The following is a 19,254-nucleotide window of genomic DNA, read 5'->3' on the forward strand; positions in this document are numbered from 1 at the left end:
CCCGTACGGAAGGCGGACATCATGGTCGCTCTCGTTCCCACCGAGGCCCACGGCGACGAGCGCGGCGCGCTCCTCAACTTCATCGAGGCCCAGCGCGCCGCGATCCGCCGCTCGCTCCTCGGCCTCACCGAGGAGCAGGCGGCGAGCCGCCCCAGCGTCAGCGAGCTCAGCCTGTCCGGCCTGCTCAAGCACGTCGCCGAGGTGGAGCTGAACTGGCTCCGCCTCGCGCAGCAGCGGCCGAACGAGCGGCAGCGCACCCAGGAGACCTGGGGCGAGGGCTTCCGGCTCGTCGGGGACGAGACGATCCCGGAGATCGTGGATTTCTGGGCGGTCGTGGCCAAGGAGACCGTGGACTTCGCGCGCTCGGTGCCGAGCCTGGACGACACCTTCCCGCTGCCGGAGGCGCCCTGGTTCCCGAAGGACGGCCGGGTGTCGGTCCGCTGGATGCTGCTCCACCTCGTCCAGGAGGCGGGGCGGCACGCCGGGCACGCGGACGTCATCCGCGAGTCCCTGGACGGCAAGGGCTCCTTCGATCTGATCGCGCAGGAGCAGGGCCGGGGGTGACCCCGCCGCGCGGACCCGCCTTGCGGTCCGCGCACGATGTGTGCCCTGCGTTCCCTGCGTACCCTGGTCAAAATTGACTAGGAGGTGGGTGGGATGTCGGCGATCCGGCTGCTCGTCCTGGGCGCGGTGAAGATGCACGGCCGCGCCCACGGCTACCAGGTGCGCAACGACCTCGAGTTCTGGGGCGCGCACGAATGGTCCAACGCCAAGCCCGGCTCGATCTACCACGCGCTCAAGCAGATGGCGAAGCAGGGAATGCTGCATGCCCACGAGATCGCGCCGAGTGCGGTCGGCGGGCCGCCGCGCGTCGAGTACGAGCTGACGGAGCAGGGCACGGAGGAGTACTTCGCGCTGCTCCGCGAGGCCCTGACCACGTACGACCAGAAGATGGACGTCCTGTCGGCCGGCATCGGCTTCATCGTGGACCTCCCCCGGGAGGAGGCGGCGGAGCTGCTGCGGCGGCGGGTGCGGGCGCTCGACGAGTGGCGGGACGCGGTCACCGAGTACTACACGCCGGAGGGCGGCCCGGGGCAGCTCGGGCACATCGGCGAGATCATGCACCTCTGGGTGCACTCGGCCGACGCGGGCAAGGAGTGGACGCTCGGTCTGATCGAGCGGATCGAGGGCGGGGCGTACGTGTTCGCGGGTGAGGGCGATCCCTTCGTGGGCGTGCTCGCCGAGGGCGAGGAGAACCCGTTCGCGACGGGCCCCTCCGAAGCCGATCGAGACTGAGCCGACTAATCAAGGTTGACTAGTTGCCCGCGAGGGCATAACTTCCTCCGTCGGCGGTAGCTGGTCAAATTTGACTAAGGCGTTTTCGGGAGGAATCGGAATGAACAAGGAAGCGATCCTCGTGGAGGGCGCACGGAAGCGGTACGGGGAGAAGGACGCCCTGGCCGGGCTCGACCTGTCCGTCGCCCGCGGCACCGTCCACGGCCTGCTGGGCCCCAACGGTGCGGGAAAGACCACGACCGTACGGATCCTGGCGACCCTGCTGCGCCACGACGAGGGCCTGGTGCGGGTCGCGGGCCACGACGTACGGACCGAGGCCCGGGAGGTCCGCCGGCGGATCGGGCTGCTCGGGCAGCACGCCGCCCTCGACGAGGAGCTGGGCGGCCGGCAGAACCTGGAGATGTTCGGCAGGCTCCACCACCTGGGCGCGCGGGGCGCCGGGGCACGGGCCGACGAGCTCCTGGAGCGCTTCGGCCTCACGGACACCGGCCGCAAGCCCGTCAAGCAGTTCAGCGGCGGCATGCGGCGGAGGCTCGACCTGGCGGCCTCGCTGATCACCGAACCCGAGGTGCTCTTCCTCGACGAGCCGACGACCGGGCTCGACCCGCGCGGCCGCGGCGAGGTGTGGGAGTCGGTGCGCTCCCTGGTCGGCGGGGGGACGACGGTCCTGCTCACGACGCAGTACCTGGAGGAGGCCGACCGGCTCGCCGACCGGATCTCGGTGGTGGACCAGGGGCGGGTCGTCGCCGACGGCACGGCCGACGAGCTCAAGGCGAGGGTCGGCGCCGACCGCATCGACGTGGTCGTCCGGGACGCGGCACGGCTCGACGAGGCGGCCGCGCTGCTGCCGGCCGCGCGGGCGGAGGTGAGCGTGGACGCCGACCGGCGGCTCCTCAGCGCGCCGGTGGCGGACCGGATGGCCTCGCTCACCGAGACCGTACGGGTCCTCGGGGCGGCGGGGATCGAGGCGGAGGACATCGCGCTGCGGCGGCCGACGCTGGACGAGGCCTTCCTGCGGCTGACGGGCCAGGACACGGATCGCGAGGAACAGGACACGGATCGCGAGAAGGAGGTGGCGGCATGAGCGCCGCATACGTGGTGAGCGACTGCTGGACGATGACCCGCAGGGAACTCGCCCACTGGGCGCGACAGCCCGTGCAGGTCCTGGTCGGGCTCGTGTTCCCGGTGATGATGCTGCTGATGTTCGGCTACCTCGTCGGCGGCGGGCGGGCCGTCGACGGCGACTACGTCGACTACCTCGTGCCCGGCATGCTCGCCCTGACGATGGTCTTCGGGCTCGAAGGCACCATGACGGCGGTGACGCAGGACCTGAACAAGGGCGTGATCGACCGGTTCCGGGCGATGCCGATGACCGACGGGGCCGTCCTGGTCGGCCGGGCCGCCGCCGACATGCTCCAGTCGACCGTCGGGCTGCTCGTGATGGTGGGCGTGGGATACGCGATCGGCTGGCAGGCGACCGGCGGGGTCGGGAGCTTCCTGGGGGCGCTGGGGCTGCTGCTCCTGCTGCGCTTCGCGATGCTGTGGATCGGGATCTTCCTCGCCCTGGTCGCGGGGCGCGCGGAGCTGGTGCAGGCGGTGCAGATCCTCGTCTGGCCCGTCGGCTTCCTCTCCAACGCCTTCGCCTCGCCGGACTCGATGCCGGGCTGGCTCGGCACGGTCGTGGAGTGGAACCCGATGTCGGCGACCGCGACGGCGGTGCGCGAACTCTTCGGCAATCCGGGCGGCGAACCGGGGTACGTCATGGCGGCGGTGGTGTGGCCGCTGGTGCTCCTCGCGGTCTTCTTCCCGCTGGCGGTACGGAGGTTCGGGCGGCTCGGAAAGTAGCGGCGCGGAGGTGGGAACCCGAAGGTGGTGAGCGGTGTATTGAAAGCAGTGGTTCACCGCGAACCGCCCGAGGGGCAAGGGGGATCGTGCGATGCGCAGGCTCGTGGGAGCGGCCGGCGCCGTCGTGGCGCTGGTGTTGGTGGTACTGACGGGGTGTGTAGGGACGGGCGGGGGTGAGGGTTCGCCGGGGGCGCCGCCAGGGACGTCGGGGGGCTCGGCGTCGACCTCCCCGCATCCGAGGGGGGTGTTCGGGGCGCCGCCCCGCATGCCGTCCTCGCCGGGGCTGCCCGGGTGGGCGCACAGCCTGGGCTTCGCACGTGACGGCAGCGGGTTCGCGCTGCTCGCCGAGTGCGAGGGCGACCTGGCGGCGGCCTCGTCGTCGGAGAGCGGCGTCTGCCGGCAGCACGTGGCCGTGCGGGACGCGGGAGCGAAGCAGTGGGTGCTGCGGCGGTCGCCGCTGCCCGACATAGCGATGCCGGAGGGCGTCTCGGCGCATCTGCTGGCCCTCGGGCCGGGCAGGGCGCTCGTCGAGGACGGCGGTTCCGGGCCGGACGCCCGGACCTGGTTCACCCGGGACGGCGGCCGGAGCTGGCGGGCGGGCGACCGGCGTACGGTCGGCACGACCCCGGACATACCCGCCGGGGCGGTGCTCACCGCCGACTGCGCGGCGCCCGCCGGCGCCCTGCCCGACGACTGCGACAGGAAGCGTCTCGTCGTGGTCTCGCCGCAGGACGGGCGGCGCAGGGCGCTCGCCCGGGTGCCGCTCCTCGGGGCGCAGCCGCGGCCGGCGGAGCAGCCGGAGCCCGACGGGTCCTGGTGGGTCTCGGGGACGGACCCGCTGTCCGGGCGGGCGGCGGTCGCCGTCTCCCGGGACGCGGGCCGGAGCTGGACGGTGAGCGGGTTGCCGAGCCCCGCCGTGGGGCCCGGGTGGTACACGGCGGTGGCGGTCGGTCAGGACGCGGTGTACGCGGCCGAGATGGGGGAGCTGACGGGCGGCGAGCCCGTCAAGAACCCGATGCGGGCGCTGCACCGCTCCGTGGACGGGGGCCGGACGTGGCAGCGGATGTGGACGACGGGGCCGGAGCGGGAGCCCCGGACGCTGCTGGGGCTGCCGGTCCCGGGCCCCGGCGGCCGGGTGGAGATCGGCGGGGAGCTGTCGGGGTACGGGAGCGTGGACGGCGGGCGGACCTTCGTCCGGCTCGGTGACGGCTCGCACTTCACCCGCCGCACCCCGCTGGGACTGCTGCGGGAGCAGGCTCCCTGTCAGTACGCGCTGACCGCGGACGGGGTGCGGTGGTCGGAGTTCCGGCTGGCCTGCGAGGGCGAGGAGTCCTGAGGCTCCCCGTCGAGCTCAGTGGTGGAAGGAGGTCGCCGCGCCTTTGTCGTGGGTGAACGGGTGGGACTGGCGGCGCAGTTCGGGGAGCAGGCGTTTCAGGTCCTCGACGAACAGCTCGGCGAGGTCGGCCGAGAAGCCGTTGCGGCAGACCACGCGCAGGACGGACAGGTCCTCGCGGTTGGCGGGGAAGGTGTAGGCGGGGACCAGCCAGCCCCGTTCGCGCAGCCGCCGGGAGACGTCGAAGACGTCGAAGGAGGTGACGTCGGACGCCGTGGTGAAGGCGAAGACGGGTAGCTGGTTGCCGCGGGTGAGGAGCCGGAAGTCGCCCATGGCCTCGATGCGTTCGGCGAGGCCGCGGGCGACGTCCCGGGTGGTCTGCTGCACCACGCGGTAGCCGTCCCGGCCGAGCCTCAGGAAGGTGTAGTACTGCGCGACGACCTGGGCGCCCGGTCGGGAGAAGTTGAGCGCGAAGGTGGGCATGTCGCCGCCCAGGTAGTTGACCCGGAAGACGAGGTCCTCGGGGAGTTCGGCGGGGGAGCGCCACAGTGCCCAGCCGACGCCCGGGTAGACCAGGCCGTACTTGTGACCGGAGGTGTTGATCGAGGAGACGCGGGGGAGACGGAAGTCCCACACCAGGTCCTCGTCGAGGAAGGGGGCGATCATGGCGCCGGAGGCTCCGTCGACGTGCACGGGGATGTCGAGGCCGGTGCGTTCCTGAAGGGCGTCCAGGGCGGCGCAGATCTCGGCGACCGGTTCGTAGGAGCCGTCGAAGGTGGAGCCGAGGACGGCGACGACGCCGATGGTGTTCTCGTCGCAGAGCGCGGCGGCGGACTCGGCGTCGAGGTGGAAGCGGTCGCCCTCCATGGGGACGAGCCGGGGCTCGACCTCCCAGAAGTTGCAGAACTTGTCCCAGCAGACCTGGACGTTGACGCCCATCACCAGGTTGGGCCGGGCGCCGCCCGCGTAGCGGTCGGCGTTCCGCTTGGCCCAGCGGCGCTTGAGCGCCATGCCGGCGAGCATGCAGGCCTCGCTGGAGCCGGTGGTGGAGCAGCCGACGGCCGTGGTCGGGTCCGGGGCGTTCCACAGGTGGGCGAGCATGGCGACGCAGCGGCGCTCCAGTTCGGCGGTGCGCGGGTACTCGTCCTTGTCGATCATGTTCTTGTCGCGGCACTCGCTCATCAGGACACCGGCCTGGGGCTCCATCCAGGTGGTGACGAAGGTGGCGAGGTTGAGCCGGGAGTTGCCGTCGAGCATCAGCTCGTCGTGGACGATCTGATAGGCGCTCATCGGGGGCAGCGGCCCGTCCGGGAGCTGGTGGCGCGGTGGGGCATCGGTCATGCCGCCGATGGGATCGGCTTCCCCGAAGAAGGGGTTGAGCGCGAGCCGGCGCTCGTGCCGGGGTGCGGAGGCGTCGGGACCCTGGTGCAGCGGCATGGGGGATTCCTTCTGTCCGGGTTGGGGTTGGGGGTGGGGTGGGGGCGCGGGTCAGTGCAGGGATTTGCCCTCGTCGTCGAGTTCGAGCTGGGGGCGTCCGGTGACGATCAGCCAGGCCGGGAGGGTGGCCAGGCAGAGCACGGCGAGCATCGCGGGGGAGGGGGCGAGGACGGCCCCCGTGAAGAGGCTGATCCAGCCCAGCCGGGTGGTGGCGAGCAGGACGCCGAGGACGGCGGAGGAGACGGCGACGGCGGGGTGGACCTCGGGGACGAGCGCCTGCGTGAGCAGCCCGAAGGCGGTCCCGATGAAGACGGCGGGGAAGATGCGGCCGCCCCGGAAGCCGCAGGAGGCGGCGACGAGGAGGGCGAGCAGTTTGACCACGGCCAGCTTGGCCAGCTCGCCGGACGACCAGCTGCCGATCGAGGAGGTGAGCTCCTTGACCTCCTCCAGTCCCTTGAAGAGGGTCAGCTGCCCGCCGAGGGCGCCCAGGAGGCCGAGGACGAGACCGCCCAGGGGCAGCATCAGCATCGGGTGGTGCAGCCGCTTGAAGGCCGCGTGGAGGTAGGGGAAGAGGTAGCAGGAGGCGAGGCCGAAGACGGCCGCGGCGGAGGCGATGAGGAGGGCGGCGAGGAGGTCGCCCCAGCCGGGGTCGGTCAGCGGCGGCAGCCCCATGTCGAAGGTCGGCTCGGCGAGCAGCTCCGTGGTCATCGATCCGGCGCCGGCGGCGACGAGCGGCAGGAAGAGCCGGTCCCAGAGTGAGCCGCGGCCCGGCTGCCCCACCAGGGCCTCGGAGATGACGAGGGCGGCGGCCACCGGCGTACCGAACAGGGCGCCGATGGTGGCGGCCGAGGCGAGGGCGACCCAGGCGGCGGCGGGGACCGTGGGCTGTGCCTTGCGGCCGAGCCAGTAGGTGAGGGCGATGTTGGCCGTGATGATCGGATACTCGGGGCCGAGGCTGACCCCGCCGGCCAGGGCGAAGGTGGCCGCGACCAGCAGGCCCGGCACCACACCGGGGGCGAGCGGCGTCCCGCCGAGACCTCCGGAGGCCGGGTCGGGGCCGGCGTGCCCCGGCACCTTCCACACGACGAGGCCCACGGCGATACCGGTCGCCGTGAGCATGCTGATGATCCAGAGGGAGGAGTAGCCGCCGATGCCGAGGGCGTCCGGCAGGTCGTTCCAGAGCACGTCCTTGAACTCGTCCGCGAGGGCACTGACCCCCAGGAGCACCAGGCTCGCCGCGACACCGATCGCGAGCGCGGGCGGGATCTGCCGCAGCTGGACCGGGTGAGGGGTCTCCGCGGGGGAGGGCGACGGCGCGGGCGGAACATGATCAGTGGCCACCGCCCCACCATAGGTGAGCAAAAGCCGCATAACATCCCGAGATTCGGCCGGAACGGGCCCGCACGGGCTTGCACCTCACGTCACGTCAGGCCAGAGGCTGACACGCCTACCGACAGAGAAAAGGGGCGGACGGCCGATGGGTTGCTCCGTGGGACAGGCGGGCCTGCCCGAGCACCTGCGCGCCGCCGTCCGGGCGAACGCCCCCGGCGCCTGGCGGCCTGACCCGGGAGCCCGAGCCCGGCCCGAGCCCGAGCCCGAGCCCGGCCCGAGCCCGCGCCCGGCCCGCGCCCGAGCGTGCGGGCCGGTGCGTCGGCTCAGGTGCGTGGGGCGATCACCACGGCCGTGCCGTAGGCGCAGACCTCCGTACCCACGTCCGCGGCCTCCGTCACGTCGAAGCGGAACATCAGCACGGCGTTCGCACCGCGCGCCTGGGCCTGTTCCACCAGCCGTTCCATCGCCTGGTTGCGGGTCTGGACCAGCGTCTTCGTCAGACCCTTCAGCTCGCCGCCGATCATCGACTTCAGCCCCGCGCCGATCTGGCTGCCCAGATGGCGCGAGCGCACGGTGAGCCCGAAGACCTCACCGATGACCTGCCGGACCTCAAAGCCCGGCACGTCGTTCGTCGTCACGACCAGCACGTCAGGGTGCGGACCCTGGCCGCCTCCGTACTCCTCGATGCCCATCGGCATACACCTCCTGGCCTCCCACCTTCCGGCCAGGGGGTCCGCTCCGCATCCCGTGGGAGCCGGGTGGAACCGGTCGGGTCCCGGCCACGTTGATAGCTTGGGGCGAGCCGTCCCCCCATGCCCCCACCGACCGCAGGAGCCCGGAACCCGTGAACACGCTTGCCCTCGGACCGAGCTGGCTGGACCCCGACTTCCTGATCGACACCTTTGGTCCGATCGGTGTCCTGGCCATCGTCTTCGCCGAGTCCGGCCTCCTCATCGGGTTCTTCCTGCCCGGCGACTCGCTGCTCTTCACCACCGGCCTGCTGATCACGACCGGCAAGCTGGACATGCCGCTGTGGCTGATGTGCACGCTGATCGTGGCCGCGGCGGTCATCGGCGACCAGGTCGGCTACCTCTTCGGCCGGAAGGTCGGCCCGGCGCTCTTCACACGCCCCAACTCCAAGCTCTTCAAGCAGGAGAACGTCGAGAAGGCGCACGAGTTCTTCGAGAAGCACGGCCCGAAGTCGCTGATCCTGGCCCGCTTCGTCCCCATCGTGCGGACGTTCACGCCGATCATCGCCGGCGTCAGCAAGATGAACTACCGCCAGTTCATCACGTTCAACATCATCGGCGGTGTGCTCTGGGGCGCGGGCGTGACCCTGCTCGGCGCCTCCCTCGGCAAGGTCGAGTTCGTGCACCAGCACATCGAGGCCATCCTCATCCTGATCGTGCTGATCTCGGTGGTCCCGATCGTGATCGAGTACCTCCGGGCCCGCTCCCAGTCCAAGAAGGCCAAGGCCGACGGCGACCACGGCGACCACAACGGCCACGCGGGCCCCGGGCACGACGCCCCCGGCACCCCCAACCCCCCGGGCTCCCGCGGCCGCCACGCCAAGCGCTAGACGCCGTCCGGCACGAACCCTCAGAAGCCCCTGGTGCGCTTCGCGGCCCGACGGGCCGACGCCGCACCGGGGGCCTGCATGAAGAGGCGCGCCAGCTCGCCTCCCAGGTTCACGCCGATCGCGATCGCCAGGGCCAGGGCCGCCGCCTTCGCCAACGAGGCGAAGCCCTGGTCCAGGTTGTTCTGGGCGATCGCGAGCACCCCGAAGTACGTCGCCGAACCAGGCAGCAGCGGACCGATCGCCGCCGTCACGTACGGCAGCGACGACGTGTGGTGATACCGGGCGATCAGCTGCCCGAAGAGCCCCACCAGGCCCGCCGCCACGGCCGTCGCCATCACCGTCGACCCCTCCGCCGTCACCGCGATCGACGCGTAGATCACCCACGCCACCCCGCCGTTCAGCGTCGCGAAGAGCACCGTCGCCCGCGACTGCTGCAACAGGATCGCGAAGGTCGCGCACAGCACCATCGACGCCAGGATCTGCGTCACCGGCCGCTCCACCGCCCGCAGCGCCCCCTCGGGGTTCAGCTGCGCGTCGAACTGCACGGCGACGTACAGCACGGACAGCACGCCCACCACGATCGCGACGAAGAAGTACGCGACCTCCAGGAGCCGGGCCGACGCCGTGATGTAGAAACCGGTCAGACCGTCCTGCACGGCCGCCACCAGCGCCCGCCCCGGAATCAGCGCGAACAGACCACCGGTGATCACCGCCGAAGGCCGCAGCTCCGCGTGGAGCATCGTCAGGAGCACACCCATCGCCGCCGGAGGCATCGCCGCCACCAGGAACTGGTAGAACTCCGGCAGCCCGCGCCCCGCGCACAGCCACGCCAGCCGGTCGCCGAGCACCGCGCCCAGCGCCGCCACGAAGAAGACCGTCAGGCCGCCGCCGAGCAGCACCGAGGCCGCACCCGCCAGCACCCCCGCCGCCGCGGTGAGGACCCACCCCGGATACGGATGCCGGTTCCGCCGTATCTCCGCGAGCCTCCGGTACGCCTCCTCGGGCGTCACCTCGTGGGCCTGCGCGTTGATGTCCGCGAGCAGCGTGTACACCGCCGCGAGCCGCGTGTAGTCCGTGCCCCGCCGCCGTACCGTCCGGTTCGCCGTGACCGGGTCGTCCACGAGCGACGGCTGGTACGTGACGGACAGCAGGGTGAAGGTCACCGTCGGCTCGACCCGGTCCAGACCGTACGAGCGGCAGATCACGAACATCGCCGCCTCGACGTCCTCCGCGCCCTCCCCGCCCGCGAGCAGCAGCTCACCGATGCGCAGGGTCAGGTCGAGGACGCGCGGCACCGAAGGCCCCGCCTCGTCCTCCTTGCGCGGCGCCTCCGGCACCGGCCGCTCACCCACCGGCAGCCGGAGCATGGTCCGCATCTGGTCCTGCCACGGAGCGTTGTGCGGCAGCCGCACCAGGGGCACCCCGTACGCCGGGGTGAACGCGGGCGGCGAGTCCTTCGCCGTGTACGTGGCCGGCGTCGCGAACGCCGAACCCTCCTGCTCGGCCGGCGGTTCCGCCGTCAGACCCGGCGGCAGCGCGAACTCGGAGGTCGGATGCTCCTCCTCCGGCGGCGCGGGCTGCTCCACCCCGGCCGGTGGGACGAACGCGCTCCGCGCTTCGTCCGACTGCGGCTTCCGGTCCTCCGGAGCACCCTTCGAGCCGTCCGGCTCCGCCACCACTCTGTCCGCCTCACTGCCTCGGGAACCGTGGCTTCCAGTATGAGTGTGCGACAGACGCGATCGGTGTGCGACGGATGTACGAAAGGGTGTGCCGGATGTACGAAAGGCGGTGCACCCCCGAAGAGGTGCACCGCCCGTCACACGATCAGAAGATCAGTCCCGCCGAGCCGTAGGCTCAGTGACCGCCCTGCTCCTTGGCACGCGCGTAGGACTTCTCGATCTCTTCCTCGGCCTCGGCGCGACCGACCCAGTCGGCGCCCTCGACCGACTTGCCCGGCTCCAGGTCCTTGTAGACCTCGAAGAAGTGCTGGATCTCCAGACGGTCGAACTCCGACACGTGGTGGATGTCCCGCAGGTGCTCCATGCGCGGGTCGGTGGCCGGGACGCACAGCAGCTTGTCGTCGCCGCCCGCCTCGTCCGTCATGCGGAACATGCCGATGACGCGGCACTTGATCAGGCAGCCCGGGAAGGTGGGCTCGTCGAGGATGACGAGCGCGTCCAGCGGGTCGCCGTCCTCGCCCAGGGTGTTCTCGACGTAGCCGTAGTCGGTCGGGTAGGCCGTCGACGTGAAGAGACGACGGTCCAGGCGGATGCGACCCGTCTCGTGGTCGACCTCGTACTTGTTCCGCGATCCCTTGGGGATCTCGATGAGAACGTCGAACTCCACGGGTGGCTCCTCCTGAATCAACACAAGTGAATGCTCGCGACGACGCGCGGTGATTAAGTGTCCCTCACGGACGACCGTGATCGCGAAAGGGGCTGGTCATCTCATGCCGGAGCCGAGGAAGTGGCAGCTCACGGCGGGCTCCGCCGCCCTCGGTCTCGCGCTGGCCGCCGTGGCGGTGACCGCGGCAGGCCCATGGGACTCGGGTCAGCGTACGGCCGAGCGGGCCCGCGCCGCCGCCCCCTCGGCGGGTGGCGCACGTCACGCCCCGCCCCCGGCCCCCGCCGCGCCCCACCGCCCCGCGCCCCGCCGCCCCGCGCCCGCCCCCAGCGCCCCCGGCGTCCTCCCCGCACTCCACGCCCCGGCCGCCGCCGGACGCCCCGCGGACCTCGCCGCCACCCTCGTACCGCTCCTCGCCGACCCCGGCCTCGGCCCCCTCCGCACGGCCTCCGTCGTCGACACCGCCACCGGCACCCAGCTGTACGGCGAAGGCGCCGGCACGCCCATGACCCCCGCCTCCACCGTCAAGATCGCCACCGTCGCCGCCGCGCTCTCCGCCCTCGGCCCCGACCACCGCATCCCCACCACCGTCACCGACTCCGCCGACGGCCGTACCGTCACCCTCACGGGCGGCGGCGACCCCACGCTCGACCCGGCCCGCCTGAAGCGCCTCGCCGCCGACACCGCCCGCGCCCTCACCACCCGCGGCCACACCGCCCCCGTACGGCTCACCTACGACACGAGCCTCTACGAGGGCCCCGAGCTCCACCCCATCGGCCCCAACGAGAACCTCGCCCCCGTCACGGCCCTCATGACCCGCGAGGGACGCCTCGACGAGAGCAGCAGCGGCCCCGCCCCCCGCACCTCCGACCCGGCCGGCGACACCGCCACCGCCTTCGCCGCCTTCCTCGCCGCCGCCGGCGTCAAGGTCACCGGCGCGCCCACGCCCGCACCGGACACCGGCCGCGCCCCGAAGACCGCCGCTGCCCCGAAGGCCACCGCCCCGAAGACCACCGCGGCCCCGAAGACCGGCCCCCTCGCCGTCACGCACTCCGCCCCCCTCGCCGACCTCGCCGAACGCACCCTCACCCACAGCGACAACGACCTCGCCGAGGCCCTCGCCCGGCAGACCGCGATCGCCCACCAGCAGCCCGCGAGCTTCGAGGGCGCCGGGAAGGCCGTACGGGACGAACTCGCCGAGCTCGGCCTCCCCCTCGCCGGCGCCCGCTTCGCCGACGGCAGCGGACTCGACCGCCGCGACCGCGTCTCCGCCGCCCTCCTCACCGCCCTCCTCACCCGCACGGCCGACCCCGAGCGCCCCGCCCTCCGCCCGGTCCTCACCGGCCTGCCGATCGGCGGCTTCACCGGCACCCTCGCCGGCCGCTTCGACACCGCCCCCGCCACCGCCGGCGCCGGACTCGTCCGCGCCAAGACCGGCACCCTCACGGGCGTCAACACCCTCGCCGGCACCGTCGTCACCGCCGACGGCCGACTCCTCGCCTTCGCGTTCCTCGCCGGCAGCACCCTCTCCCCGTACGAGGCCCAGCCCGCCCTCGACCGGCTCTCCGCGGCCCTCGCCGACCGGAACTGACCACCACCCGACCCGCACCGAAACCCGAACCGAACCCGCACCGATCGAGCGCCGAGACCGTACGGTTGACGCATGACGAGCATCGGTGGCGCAGGCACATCCGGGATGGTCGACTGGAACCTCGCGGTCGCGACCGCGACCCGCCTCGTGCGGCCCGGACCCGAAGTCAGCCGCGACGAGGCCCGCGAGGTCGTCGCCGAACTGCGCAAGCACGCCAAAGTCTCCGAGCAACACGTCCGCGCCTACACCCGGATGCTCCCCGAGGGCGCCGACGTCCACGACACCCCCGTCCTCGTCGTCGACCGCGCCGGCTGGATCAAGGCCAACGTCGCCGGCTTCCGCGAACTCCTCACCCCGCTCCTCGGCAAGATGCAGGAACGCCGCTCGACCACCCCCGGGAACGCCGTCCTCGGCGCCGTCGGCGGCAAGGTCACCGGCGTCGAACTCGGCATGCTCCTGTCCTTCCTCGCCTCCCGCATCCTCGGCCAGTACGAGACCTTCGCCCCCGCCACCCGCGACCTCCCCGCAGGCGCCAACGGCGGCGGACGCCTCCTCCTCGTGGCCCCCAACATCGTCCACGTCGAACGCGAACTCGACGTCACGCCCCACGACTTCCGGCTCTGGGTCTGCCTCCACGAGGAGACCCACCGCACCCAGTTCACCGCCGTCCCCTGGCTCCGCGACCACCTCCAGGGCGAGATCCAGTCCTTCCTCGCCGCCACCGAGGTCGACCCCGGCACCGTCGTCGAACGCCTCCGCGAAGCCGCCCAGGCCCTCGTCGGAGGCCGCCCCGAGGGCGAGCAGGGCGAGCCGGCCCCCTCCCTCGTCGAAATCGTCCAGAGCCCCGAGCAGCGCGAGATCCTCGGCCGCCTCACCGCCGTCATGTCCCTGCTCGAAGGCCACGCCGACTACGTCATGGACGGCGTCGGCCCCGAGGTCGTCCCCTCCGTCGCCGAGATCCGCGAGAAGTTCCAGCAGCGCCGCGCCCGCGGCGCCTCCCGCCTCGACCTCGCCCTGCGCAAGCTCCTCGGCCTCGACGCCAAGCTCCGCCAGTACCGCGACGGCGAGCGCTTCGTCCGCGCCGTCGTCGACCAGGTCGGCATGGACGGCTTCAACCGCGTGTGGACCTCGCCCAACACGCTCCCCACCAAGTCCGAGATCGCCGCCCCCGCCGACTGGATCGCGAGGGTGCACCGTAAGGCAGACTCGTGAGGCAGGTGCGCCGGACGGCGTAGGGACACGGGAGAACAACCCGCCAATCACCCATCCGAGGGACCCTGACCATGGGGTGAGGCGTGCAATGCTCGGGTAACGGCCAGGTTTCTGTCACCATCGACGCACTCTGAGTGACCGAAACCCCCTTTCCGACCGTTAAGACTCCGACCGAGGCACCCCACCCCATCACGAAGGGCACCGGACATGGGTCCCCATCCTGCGGTCGCGGCGATACGCCTGGCGGTCCGCCGCGTACTCCACGACGTTCTCACCGAGCACCAGACCGACCCCACCACCGCGCACGACGGACGCGAACCCCTCGTGCTCGTCGCCTGCTCCGGAGGCGCCGACTCGATGGCGCTCGCCTCCGCACTCGCCTTCGAGACCCGCAAACTTCCCGTACGCGGCGGCGGCATCACCGTCGACCACGGCCTCCAGGACGGCTCCGACACCCGGGCCACCGAGGTCGCCGGACGCATGGCCGCCCTCGGCCTCACCCCCGTCGAGGCCGTCACCGTCACCGTCGGCCGCGAAGGCGGACCCGAGGCCGCCGCGCGCGACGCGCGCTACACCGCCCTCGACGCCGCCGCCGAGCGCCACGGAGCCGCCGCGATCCTCCTCGGCCACACCCGCGACGACCAGGCGGAGACCGTCCTCCTCGGCCTCGCCCGCGGCTCCGGCATCCGCTCCCTCTCCGGCATGGCCGCCGTCTCCGGCGCCGCCGGCCGCTACCGGCGCCCCTTCCTCCAGCTCGACCGCCACACGATCCGCAAGGCCTGCATCGCGCAGGAACTCGCCGTCTGGGACGACCCCCACAACAGCGACCCCGCGTACACCCGCTCCCGACTCCGCCACGAGGGCCTCCCCGCCCTGGAGAAGGCCCTCGGCAAGGGCGTCGTCGAAGCCCTCGCCCGTACGGCCCAGCTCTCCCGGGACGACGCCGACGCCCTCGACACCTGGGCCGCCGACGCCGAGACCTCCGTACGCGACGAGGCGGGCGCCCTGGAGTGCGCCAAGCTCTTCGGCCTGCCCTCCGCCGTACGCCGCCGCGTCCTGCGCCGCGCCGTCATCGCCGAGGGCGCCCCCGCCGGCTCCCTCTTCGCCCGCCACATCGAGGAAGTCGACCGGCTCATCACCGGCTGGCGCGGCCAAGGGGCCATCAACCTGCCCGGACGCGTCGAAGCCCGCCGCCAGGGTGGCAGACTGGTCATCCGGCAAGGCTGACGCACGCTGCAACGAAAGTGACCCGGGTGAACGAGAAGGACATGGGCACCGACCTCCAGTCGGTGCTCATCACCAAGGAAGAGATCGACGCCAAGCTGGCAGAGCTGGCCGCGAAGATCGACGCGGAATACGCGGGCAAGGACCTGCTCATCGTCGGCGTCCTCAAGGGCGCGGTGATGGTGATGGCGGACCTGGCTCGCGCCCTGTCCACCCCCGTCACCATGGACTGGATGGCCGTCTCCTCCTACGGCGCCGGCACCCAGTCCTCCGGCGTCGTCAGGATCCTCAAGGACCTCGACACCGACATCAAGGGCAAGCACGTCCTGATCGTCGAGGACATCATCGACTCCGGCCTGACCCTGTCCTGGCTGCTGTCGAACCTCGGCTCCCGCGAGCCCGCCTCCCTGGAGGTCTGCACCCTCCTGCGGAAGCCGGAGGCCGCCAAGGTCGCGATCGACGTCAAGTGGATCGGCTTCGACATCCCCAACGAGTTCGTCGTCGGCTACGGCCTCGACTACGCGGAGAAGTACCGGAACCTTCCGTTCGTCGGCACGCTCGCCCCGCACGTCTACGGCGGCTGATCACCCGCTGATCACCCGGCTGAACTCCCGGCCGTACGGGGAACCCGCACCGCCTTCCCCCCGTTGAACCACGGGAAGGCGGTCGCGGGCGACGATGCTGAGGTACCGTCCGAAGAACAGCTTTTTCACATAGCAGCACTCATGCAGCTCTCACAGCAGCATTTTCCTACGGGCAGGAGGGACGGGGCGTTCTCGCTCCGTATGGATGGACGTGAAGCGATACTTCCGTGGGCCGGTCATGTGGATCGTGCTGGCCGTCCTCGCCGTGGTCGTGCTGATGCAGGTCGTCGGCTCGTCCGAGGGCTACAAGACGGTGGACACCGGCAAGGTCGTCCAGGCGATCGACAAGAACCAGGTCAAGCAGGCAAAGGTCACCACCGGTGACGAGCAGATCATCAAGATCGAGCTCGTCGACGGTCAGAAGATCGACAACAGCAGCAAGGTCCAGGCCAGCTACATCGGCTCCCAGGGCGTCGACGTCGCCGACAAGCTGCAGGAGAAGTTCGAGGCCGGGCAGATCGAGAAGGGCTACACCGTCTCCCCGACGAAGCAGTCGCCCTTCGTCTCGATCCTGCTCTCCCTCCTCCCCTTCGTCCTCATCGTGGTCGTCTTCCTCTTCCTGATGAACCAGATGCAGGGCGGCGGCTCCCGCGTCATGCAGTTCGGCAAGTCCAAGGCCAAGCTCATCACCAAGGACACGCCCAAGACCACCTTCGCCGACGTCGCCGGCTCGGACGAGGCCGTCGAGGAACTCCACGAGATCAAGGAATTCCTCCAGGAACCCGCGAAGTTCCAGGCCGTCGGCGCCAAGATCCCGAAGGGCGTCCTGCTCTACGGCCCGCCCGGAACCGGCAAGACGCTCCTCGCGCGCGCCGTCGCCGGCGAGGCCGGGGTGCCGTTCTACTCGATCTCCGGCTCCGACTTCGTCGAGATGTTCGTCGGCGTCGGCGCCTCCCGCGTCCGCGACCTCTTCGAGCAGGCCAAGGCCAACGCGCCCGCCATCGTCTTCGTCGACGAGATCGACGCCGTCGGACGCCACCGCGGCGCCGGCCTCGGCGGCGGTCACGACGAGCGCGAGCAGACCCTCAACCAGCTGCTCGTCGAGATGGACGGCTTCGACGTCAAGGGCGGCGTCATCCTGATCGCCGCCACGAACCGTCCCGACATCCTCGACCCCGCCCTCCTGCGCCCCGGCCGTTTCGACCGGCAGATCGCCGTCGACCGTCCGGACATGCTGGGCCGTCTGGAGATCCTCAAGGTCCACCAGAAGGGCAAGCCGGTCGCGCCGGACGTCGACCTCGGCGCCGTCGCCCGACGCACCCCCGGCTTCACCGGTGCGGACCTCTCCAACGTCCTCAACGAGGCGGCGCTCCTCACCGCCCGCGGCGATCAGAAGCTGATCGACAACGCGGCACTGGACGAGGCGATCGACCGCGTGGTCGCGGGCCCGCAGAAGCGGACCCGGATCATGTCGGACAAGGAGAAGAAGATCACCGCGTACCACGAGGGCGGTCACGCCCTGGTCGCGGCGGCCTCGCCGAACTCCGACCCCGTCCACAAGATCACCATCCTGTCCCGCGGCCGTGCCCTGGGCTACACGATGGTGCTCCCGGAAGAGGACAAGTACTCGACCACGCGCAACGAGATGCTCGACCAGCTGGCCTACATGCTGGGCGGGCGCGCGGCCGAGGAGCTCGTCTTCCACGACCCGACCACGGGCGCGGCGAACGACATCGAGAAGGCCACGGCCACGGCGCGAGCCATGGTCACGCAGTACGGCATGACCGAGCGTCTCGGCGCGATCAAGTTCGGCGGCGACAACACCGAGCCGTTCCTGGGGCGCGAGATGTCGCACCCGAGGGACTACTCGGAAGAGGTCGCGGCGCTGGTCGACGAAGAGGTCAAGAAGCTCATCGAGACCGCGCACAACGAGGCCTGGGAGATCCTCGTCGAGAACCGTGACCTTCTCGACAACCTGGTCCTCGCGCTCCTCGAGAAGGAGACGCTGGGCAAGGAGGAGATCGCCGAGATCTTCGCCCCCATCGTCAAGCGCCCGGCCCGCCCGGCCTGGACCGGCTCCTCCCGCCGCACGCCCTCCACGCGTCCGCCGGTGCTCTCCCCCAAGGAGCTCGCACTGACGAACAGCGCGAACGGCACGGCGACCCCGGCGGTCGACACCACGAAGGGCATCGAGATCGCCCCGGTGGACACCCCCGAGGACTGACGGTCCCGGCAACCCGGAATGGATGCCGCGCCCCCACAGGTTTTAGCCTGTGGGGGCGCGGCTTTTCGCGCACACCAGTCAGACGGAACGAGGCACAGAGATGACCGACCCGGTGACGCTGGACGGCGAGGGCAGGATCGGCGAGTTCGACGAGAAGCGCGCCGAGAACGCCGTACGGGAGCTCCTCATCGCGGTCGGCGAGGACCCGGACCGCGAGGGCCTGCGCGAGACGCCGGCGCGGGTGGCGCGGGCGTACAAGGAGATATTCGCGGGTCTGTGGCAGGAGCCCGAGGACGTCCTGACGACCACGTTCGACCTCGGCCACGACGAGATGGTGCTGGTCAAGGACATTGAGGTGTACTCGACATGCGAGCATCACCTCGTCCCGTTCCGCGGAGTGGCCCACGTGGGATACATCCCGTCCACGACGGGCAAGATCACCGGCCTGTCGAAGCTGGCCCGGCTCGTCGACGTCTACGCCCGCCGCCCCCAGGTGCAGGAGCGGCTCACCACGCAGGTGGCGGACTCGCTCATGGAGATCCTGGAGCCGCGCGGGGTCATCGTGGTCTTCGAGTGCGAGCACATGTGCATGTCGATGCGCGGCATTCGCAAGCCGGGCGCCAAGACCATCACCTCTGCCGTCCGCGGCCAGCTGCGGGACCCGGCGACCCGCGCCGAGGCGATGAGCCTCGTCATGGCGCGCTGACGCGCCACGGCGGAGCGGAGCTTCAGGCCCGGGCCTTGCCCGGGCCTTCGTCGTTGTTCTCCGGGTCTTCCGGGAGTTTGCAGACGCGTTCCAGGAAGAGGGCCGCCGCGATGACGCCGATGCCGGCTACCACCGCGAGGGCCGCGTAGAGGGCCTGGTCGCGGCGGGCCGGGACGTCCAGGGAGCCGAGGAGGTAGACGCCCGTGCCGCCGTACATGCCGGCGACGAGGGCGGCCACCAGGGCGCTCGCCTGGCCGAAGACCACCGCGCGGGCCGCCATCAGGGGCTCGACGCCCTTGGCGCCGGGGCGGCGCTCGCGCTGGGCCTTGAGGCGGGTGCGGATCGAGAGGGCGGTCGCGGTGAGGACGACCGCGATCACGGCGAGGACGATCGGTGCGGCGATCGGCACGCTGGGGAGGGTGCCGACGGAGTCCCACAGGCGGGCGCCGCCCCAGGAGAGGATGCCCGCCACGAGGAACAGTCCGGTGAGCACCTTCAGCCGCAGTTGTTTCACCGGGTGTCCTTCACGTGGTCGTCGGTCGTGGTCG

General features: G+C 71.6%; 18 protein-coding genes. 12 read left to right on the forward strand and 6 right to left on the reverse strand.

All coding sequences use genetic code 11. The annotated features are described in order from the left end of the window. The first annotated feature begins 21 nt into the window (after positions 1-21). The 5 genes from ACIBG6_RS20250 (at position 22) to ACIBG6_RS20270 (ending at position 4,477) form a co-directional block, all read left to right on the forward strand. A complete protein-coding gene (locus ACIBG6_RS20250) occupies positions 22-564 on the forward strand; it encodes a DinB family protein (RefSeq protein WP_399223935.1) in 543 nt (180 codons plus the stop codon). A gap of 93 nt (positions 565-657) precedes the next feature. Then, entirely contained in the window at positions 658-1,296 is a 639-nt protein-coding gene (locus ACIBG6_RS20255; protein WP_399223936.1) for a PadR family transcriptional regulator, read from the forward strand. A gap of 100 nt (positions 1,297-1,396) precedes the next feature. Then, the gene (locus ACIBG6_RS20260) at positions 1,397-2,380 is read left to right on the forward strand and encodes an ATP-binding cassette domain-containing protein (RefSeq protein ID WP_399223937.1); all 984 of its coding nucleotides are present in this window, start codon (positions 1,397-1,399) and stop codon (positions 2,378-2,380) included. Further along, positions 2,377-3,141, forward strand: coding sequence for an ABC transporter permease (locus ACIBG6_RS20265; RefSeq protein ID WP_399223938.1), 765 nt, complete (start codon positions 2,377-2,379; stop codon positions 3,139-3,141). Before ACIBG6_RS20260 ends, ACIBG6_RS20265 begins: the two co-directional genes overlap by 4 nt. Before the next feature lie 265 nt (positions 3,142-3,406). Further along, a complete protein-coding gene (locus tag ACIBG6_RS20270) occupies positions 3,407-4,477 on the forward strand; it encodes an exo-alpha-sialidase (protein WP_399223939.1) in 1,071 nt (356 codons plus the stop codon). Positions 4,478-4,492: 15 nt separating this feature from the next. Here the strand turns inward: ACIBG6_RS20270 and ACIBG6_RS20275 are convergent, their stop codons facing one another. The 3 genes from ACIBG6_RS20275 to ACIBG6_RS20285 form a co-directional block, all read right to left on the reverse strand. Further along, a complete protein-coding gene (locus tag ACIBG6_RS20275) occupies positions 4,493-5,911 on the reverse strand; it encodes a glutamate decarboxylase (RefSeq protein WP_399223940.1) in 1,419 nt (472 codons plus the stop codon). A gap of 51 nt (positions 5,912-5,962) precedes the next feature. Then, positions 5,963-7,252, reverse strand: coding sequence for an ion channel protein (locus ACIBG6_RS20280; protein WP_399223941.1), 1,290 nt, complete (start codon positions 7,250-7,252; stop codon positions 5,963-5,965). 314 nt (positions 7,253-7,566) lie between these two features. Next, positions 7,567-7,935: a YbjQ family protein gene (locus ACIBG6_RS20285; RefSeq protein WP_399223942.1), complete on the reverse strand. Its 369-nt coding sequence runs from the start codon at positions 7,933-7,935 to the stop codon at positions 7,567-7,569. A gap of 152 nt (positions 7,936-8,087) precedes the next feature. On the opposite strand from ACIBG6_RS20285, the gene ACIBG6_RS20290 reads away from it, so the two are divergent. Further along, entirely contained in the window at positions 8,088-8,822 is a 735-nt protein-coding gene (locus ACIBG6_RS20290; protein ID WP_399223943.1) for a DedA family protein, read from the forward strand. Positions 8,823-8,842: 20 nt separating this feature from the next. Here the strand turns inward: ACIBG6_RS20290 and ACIBG6_RS20295 are convergent, their stop codons facing one another. Continuing rightward, positions 8,843-10,501: a threonine/serine exporter family protein gene (locus ACIBG6_RS20295; RefSeq protein ID WP_399223944.1), complete on the reverse strand. Its 1,659-nt coding sequence runs from the start codon at positions 10,499-10,501 to the stop codon at positions 8,843-8,845. Positions 10,502-10,676: 175 nt separating this feature from the next. Next, entirely contained in the window at positions 10,677-11,168 is a 492-nt protein-coding gene (locus tag ACIBG6_RS20300) for an inorganic diphosphatase (RefSeq protein WP_141300520.1), read from the reverse strand. A gap of 103 nt (positions 11,169-11,271) precedes the next feature. Here ACIBG6_RS20300 and dacB point away from each other — a divergent pair, with 103 nt between their 5' ends. The 6 genes from dacB to folE all read left to right on the forward strand — a co-directional run bounded on the left by dacB (position 11,272) and on the right by folE (position 18,706). Next, positions 11,272-12,756, forward strand: a complete 1,485-nt coding sequence (dacB, locus tag ACIBG6_RS20305) for a D-alanyl-D-alanine carboxypeptidase/D-alanyl-D-alanine-endopeptidase (protein ID WP_399223945.1) — start codon at positions 11,272-11,274, stop codon at positions 12,754-12,756. A gap of 72 nt (positions 12,757-12,828) precedes the next feature. Further along, positions 12,829-13,968, forward strand: coding sequence for a zinc-dependent metalloprotease (locus tag ACIBG6_RS20310; RefSeq protein ID WP_399223946.1), 1,140 nt, complete (start codon positions 12,829-12,831; stop codon positions 13,966-13,968). Positions 13,969-14,175: 207 nt separating this feature from the next. Next, positions 14,176-15,195, forward strand: coding sequence for a tRNA lysidine(34) synthetase TilS (gene tilS / locus ACIBG6_RS20315; protein WP_399223947.1), 1,020 nt, complete (start codon positions 14,176-14,178; stop codon positions 15,193-15,195). Positions 15,196-15,236: 41 nt separating this feature from the next. Further along, positions 15,237-15,776 (forward strand): hypoxanthine phosphoribosyltransferase, encoded by a 540-nt coding sequence (gene hpt, locus ACIBG6_RS20320; protein ID WP_030219931.1) that lies wholly within the window; start codon positions 15,237-15,239, stop codon positions 15,774-15,776. 205 nt (positions 15,777-15,981) lie between these two features. Further along, positions 15,982-18,000 (forward strand): ATP-dependent zinc metalloprotease FtsH, encoded by a 2,019-nt coding sequence (gene ftsH, locus ACIBG6_RS20325; protein WP_399223948.1) that lies wholly within the window; start codon positions 15,982-15,984, stop codon positions 17,998-18,000. Between the two features lie 100 nt (positions 18,001-18,100). Further along, positions 18,101-18,706, forward strand: a complete 606-nt coding sequence (gene folE, locus ACIBG6_RS20330) for a GTP cyclohydrolase I FolE (protein WP_399223949.1) — start codon at positions 18,101-18,103, stop codon at positions 18,704-18,706. Positions 18,707-18,728: 22 nt separating this feature from the next. Here folE and ACIBG6_RS20335 read toward each other — a convergent pair whose 3' ends face one another. Beyond that, entirely contained in the window at positions 18,729-19,220 is a 492-nt protein-coding gene (locus ACIBG6_RS20335) for a DUF3180 domain-containing protein (RefSeq protein ID WP_317596567.1), read from the reverse strand. Positions 19,221-19,254 lie beyond the last annotated feature (34 nt).

The sequence above is a fragment of the Streptomyces sp. NPDC050842 genome (genome assembly GCF_044456565.1).
Classification (GTDB): Bacteria; Actinomycetota; Actinomycetes; order Streptomycetales; family Streptomycetaceae; genus Streptomyces.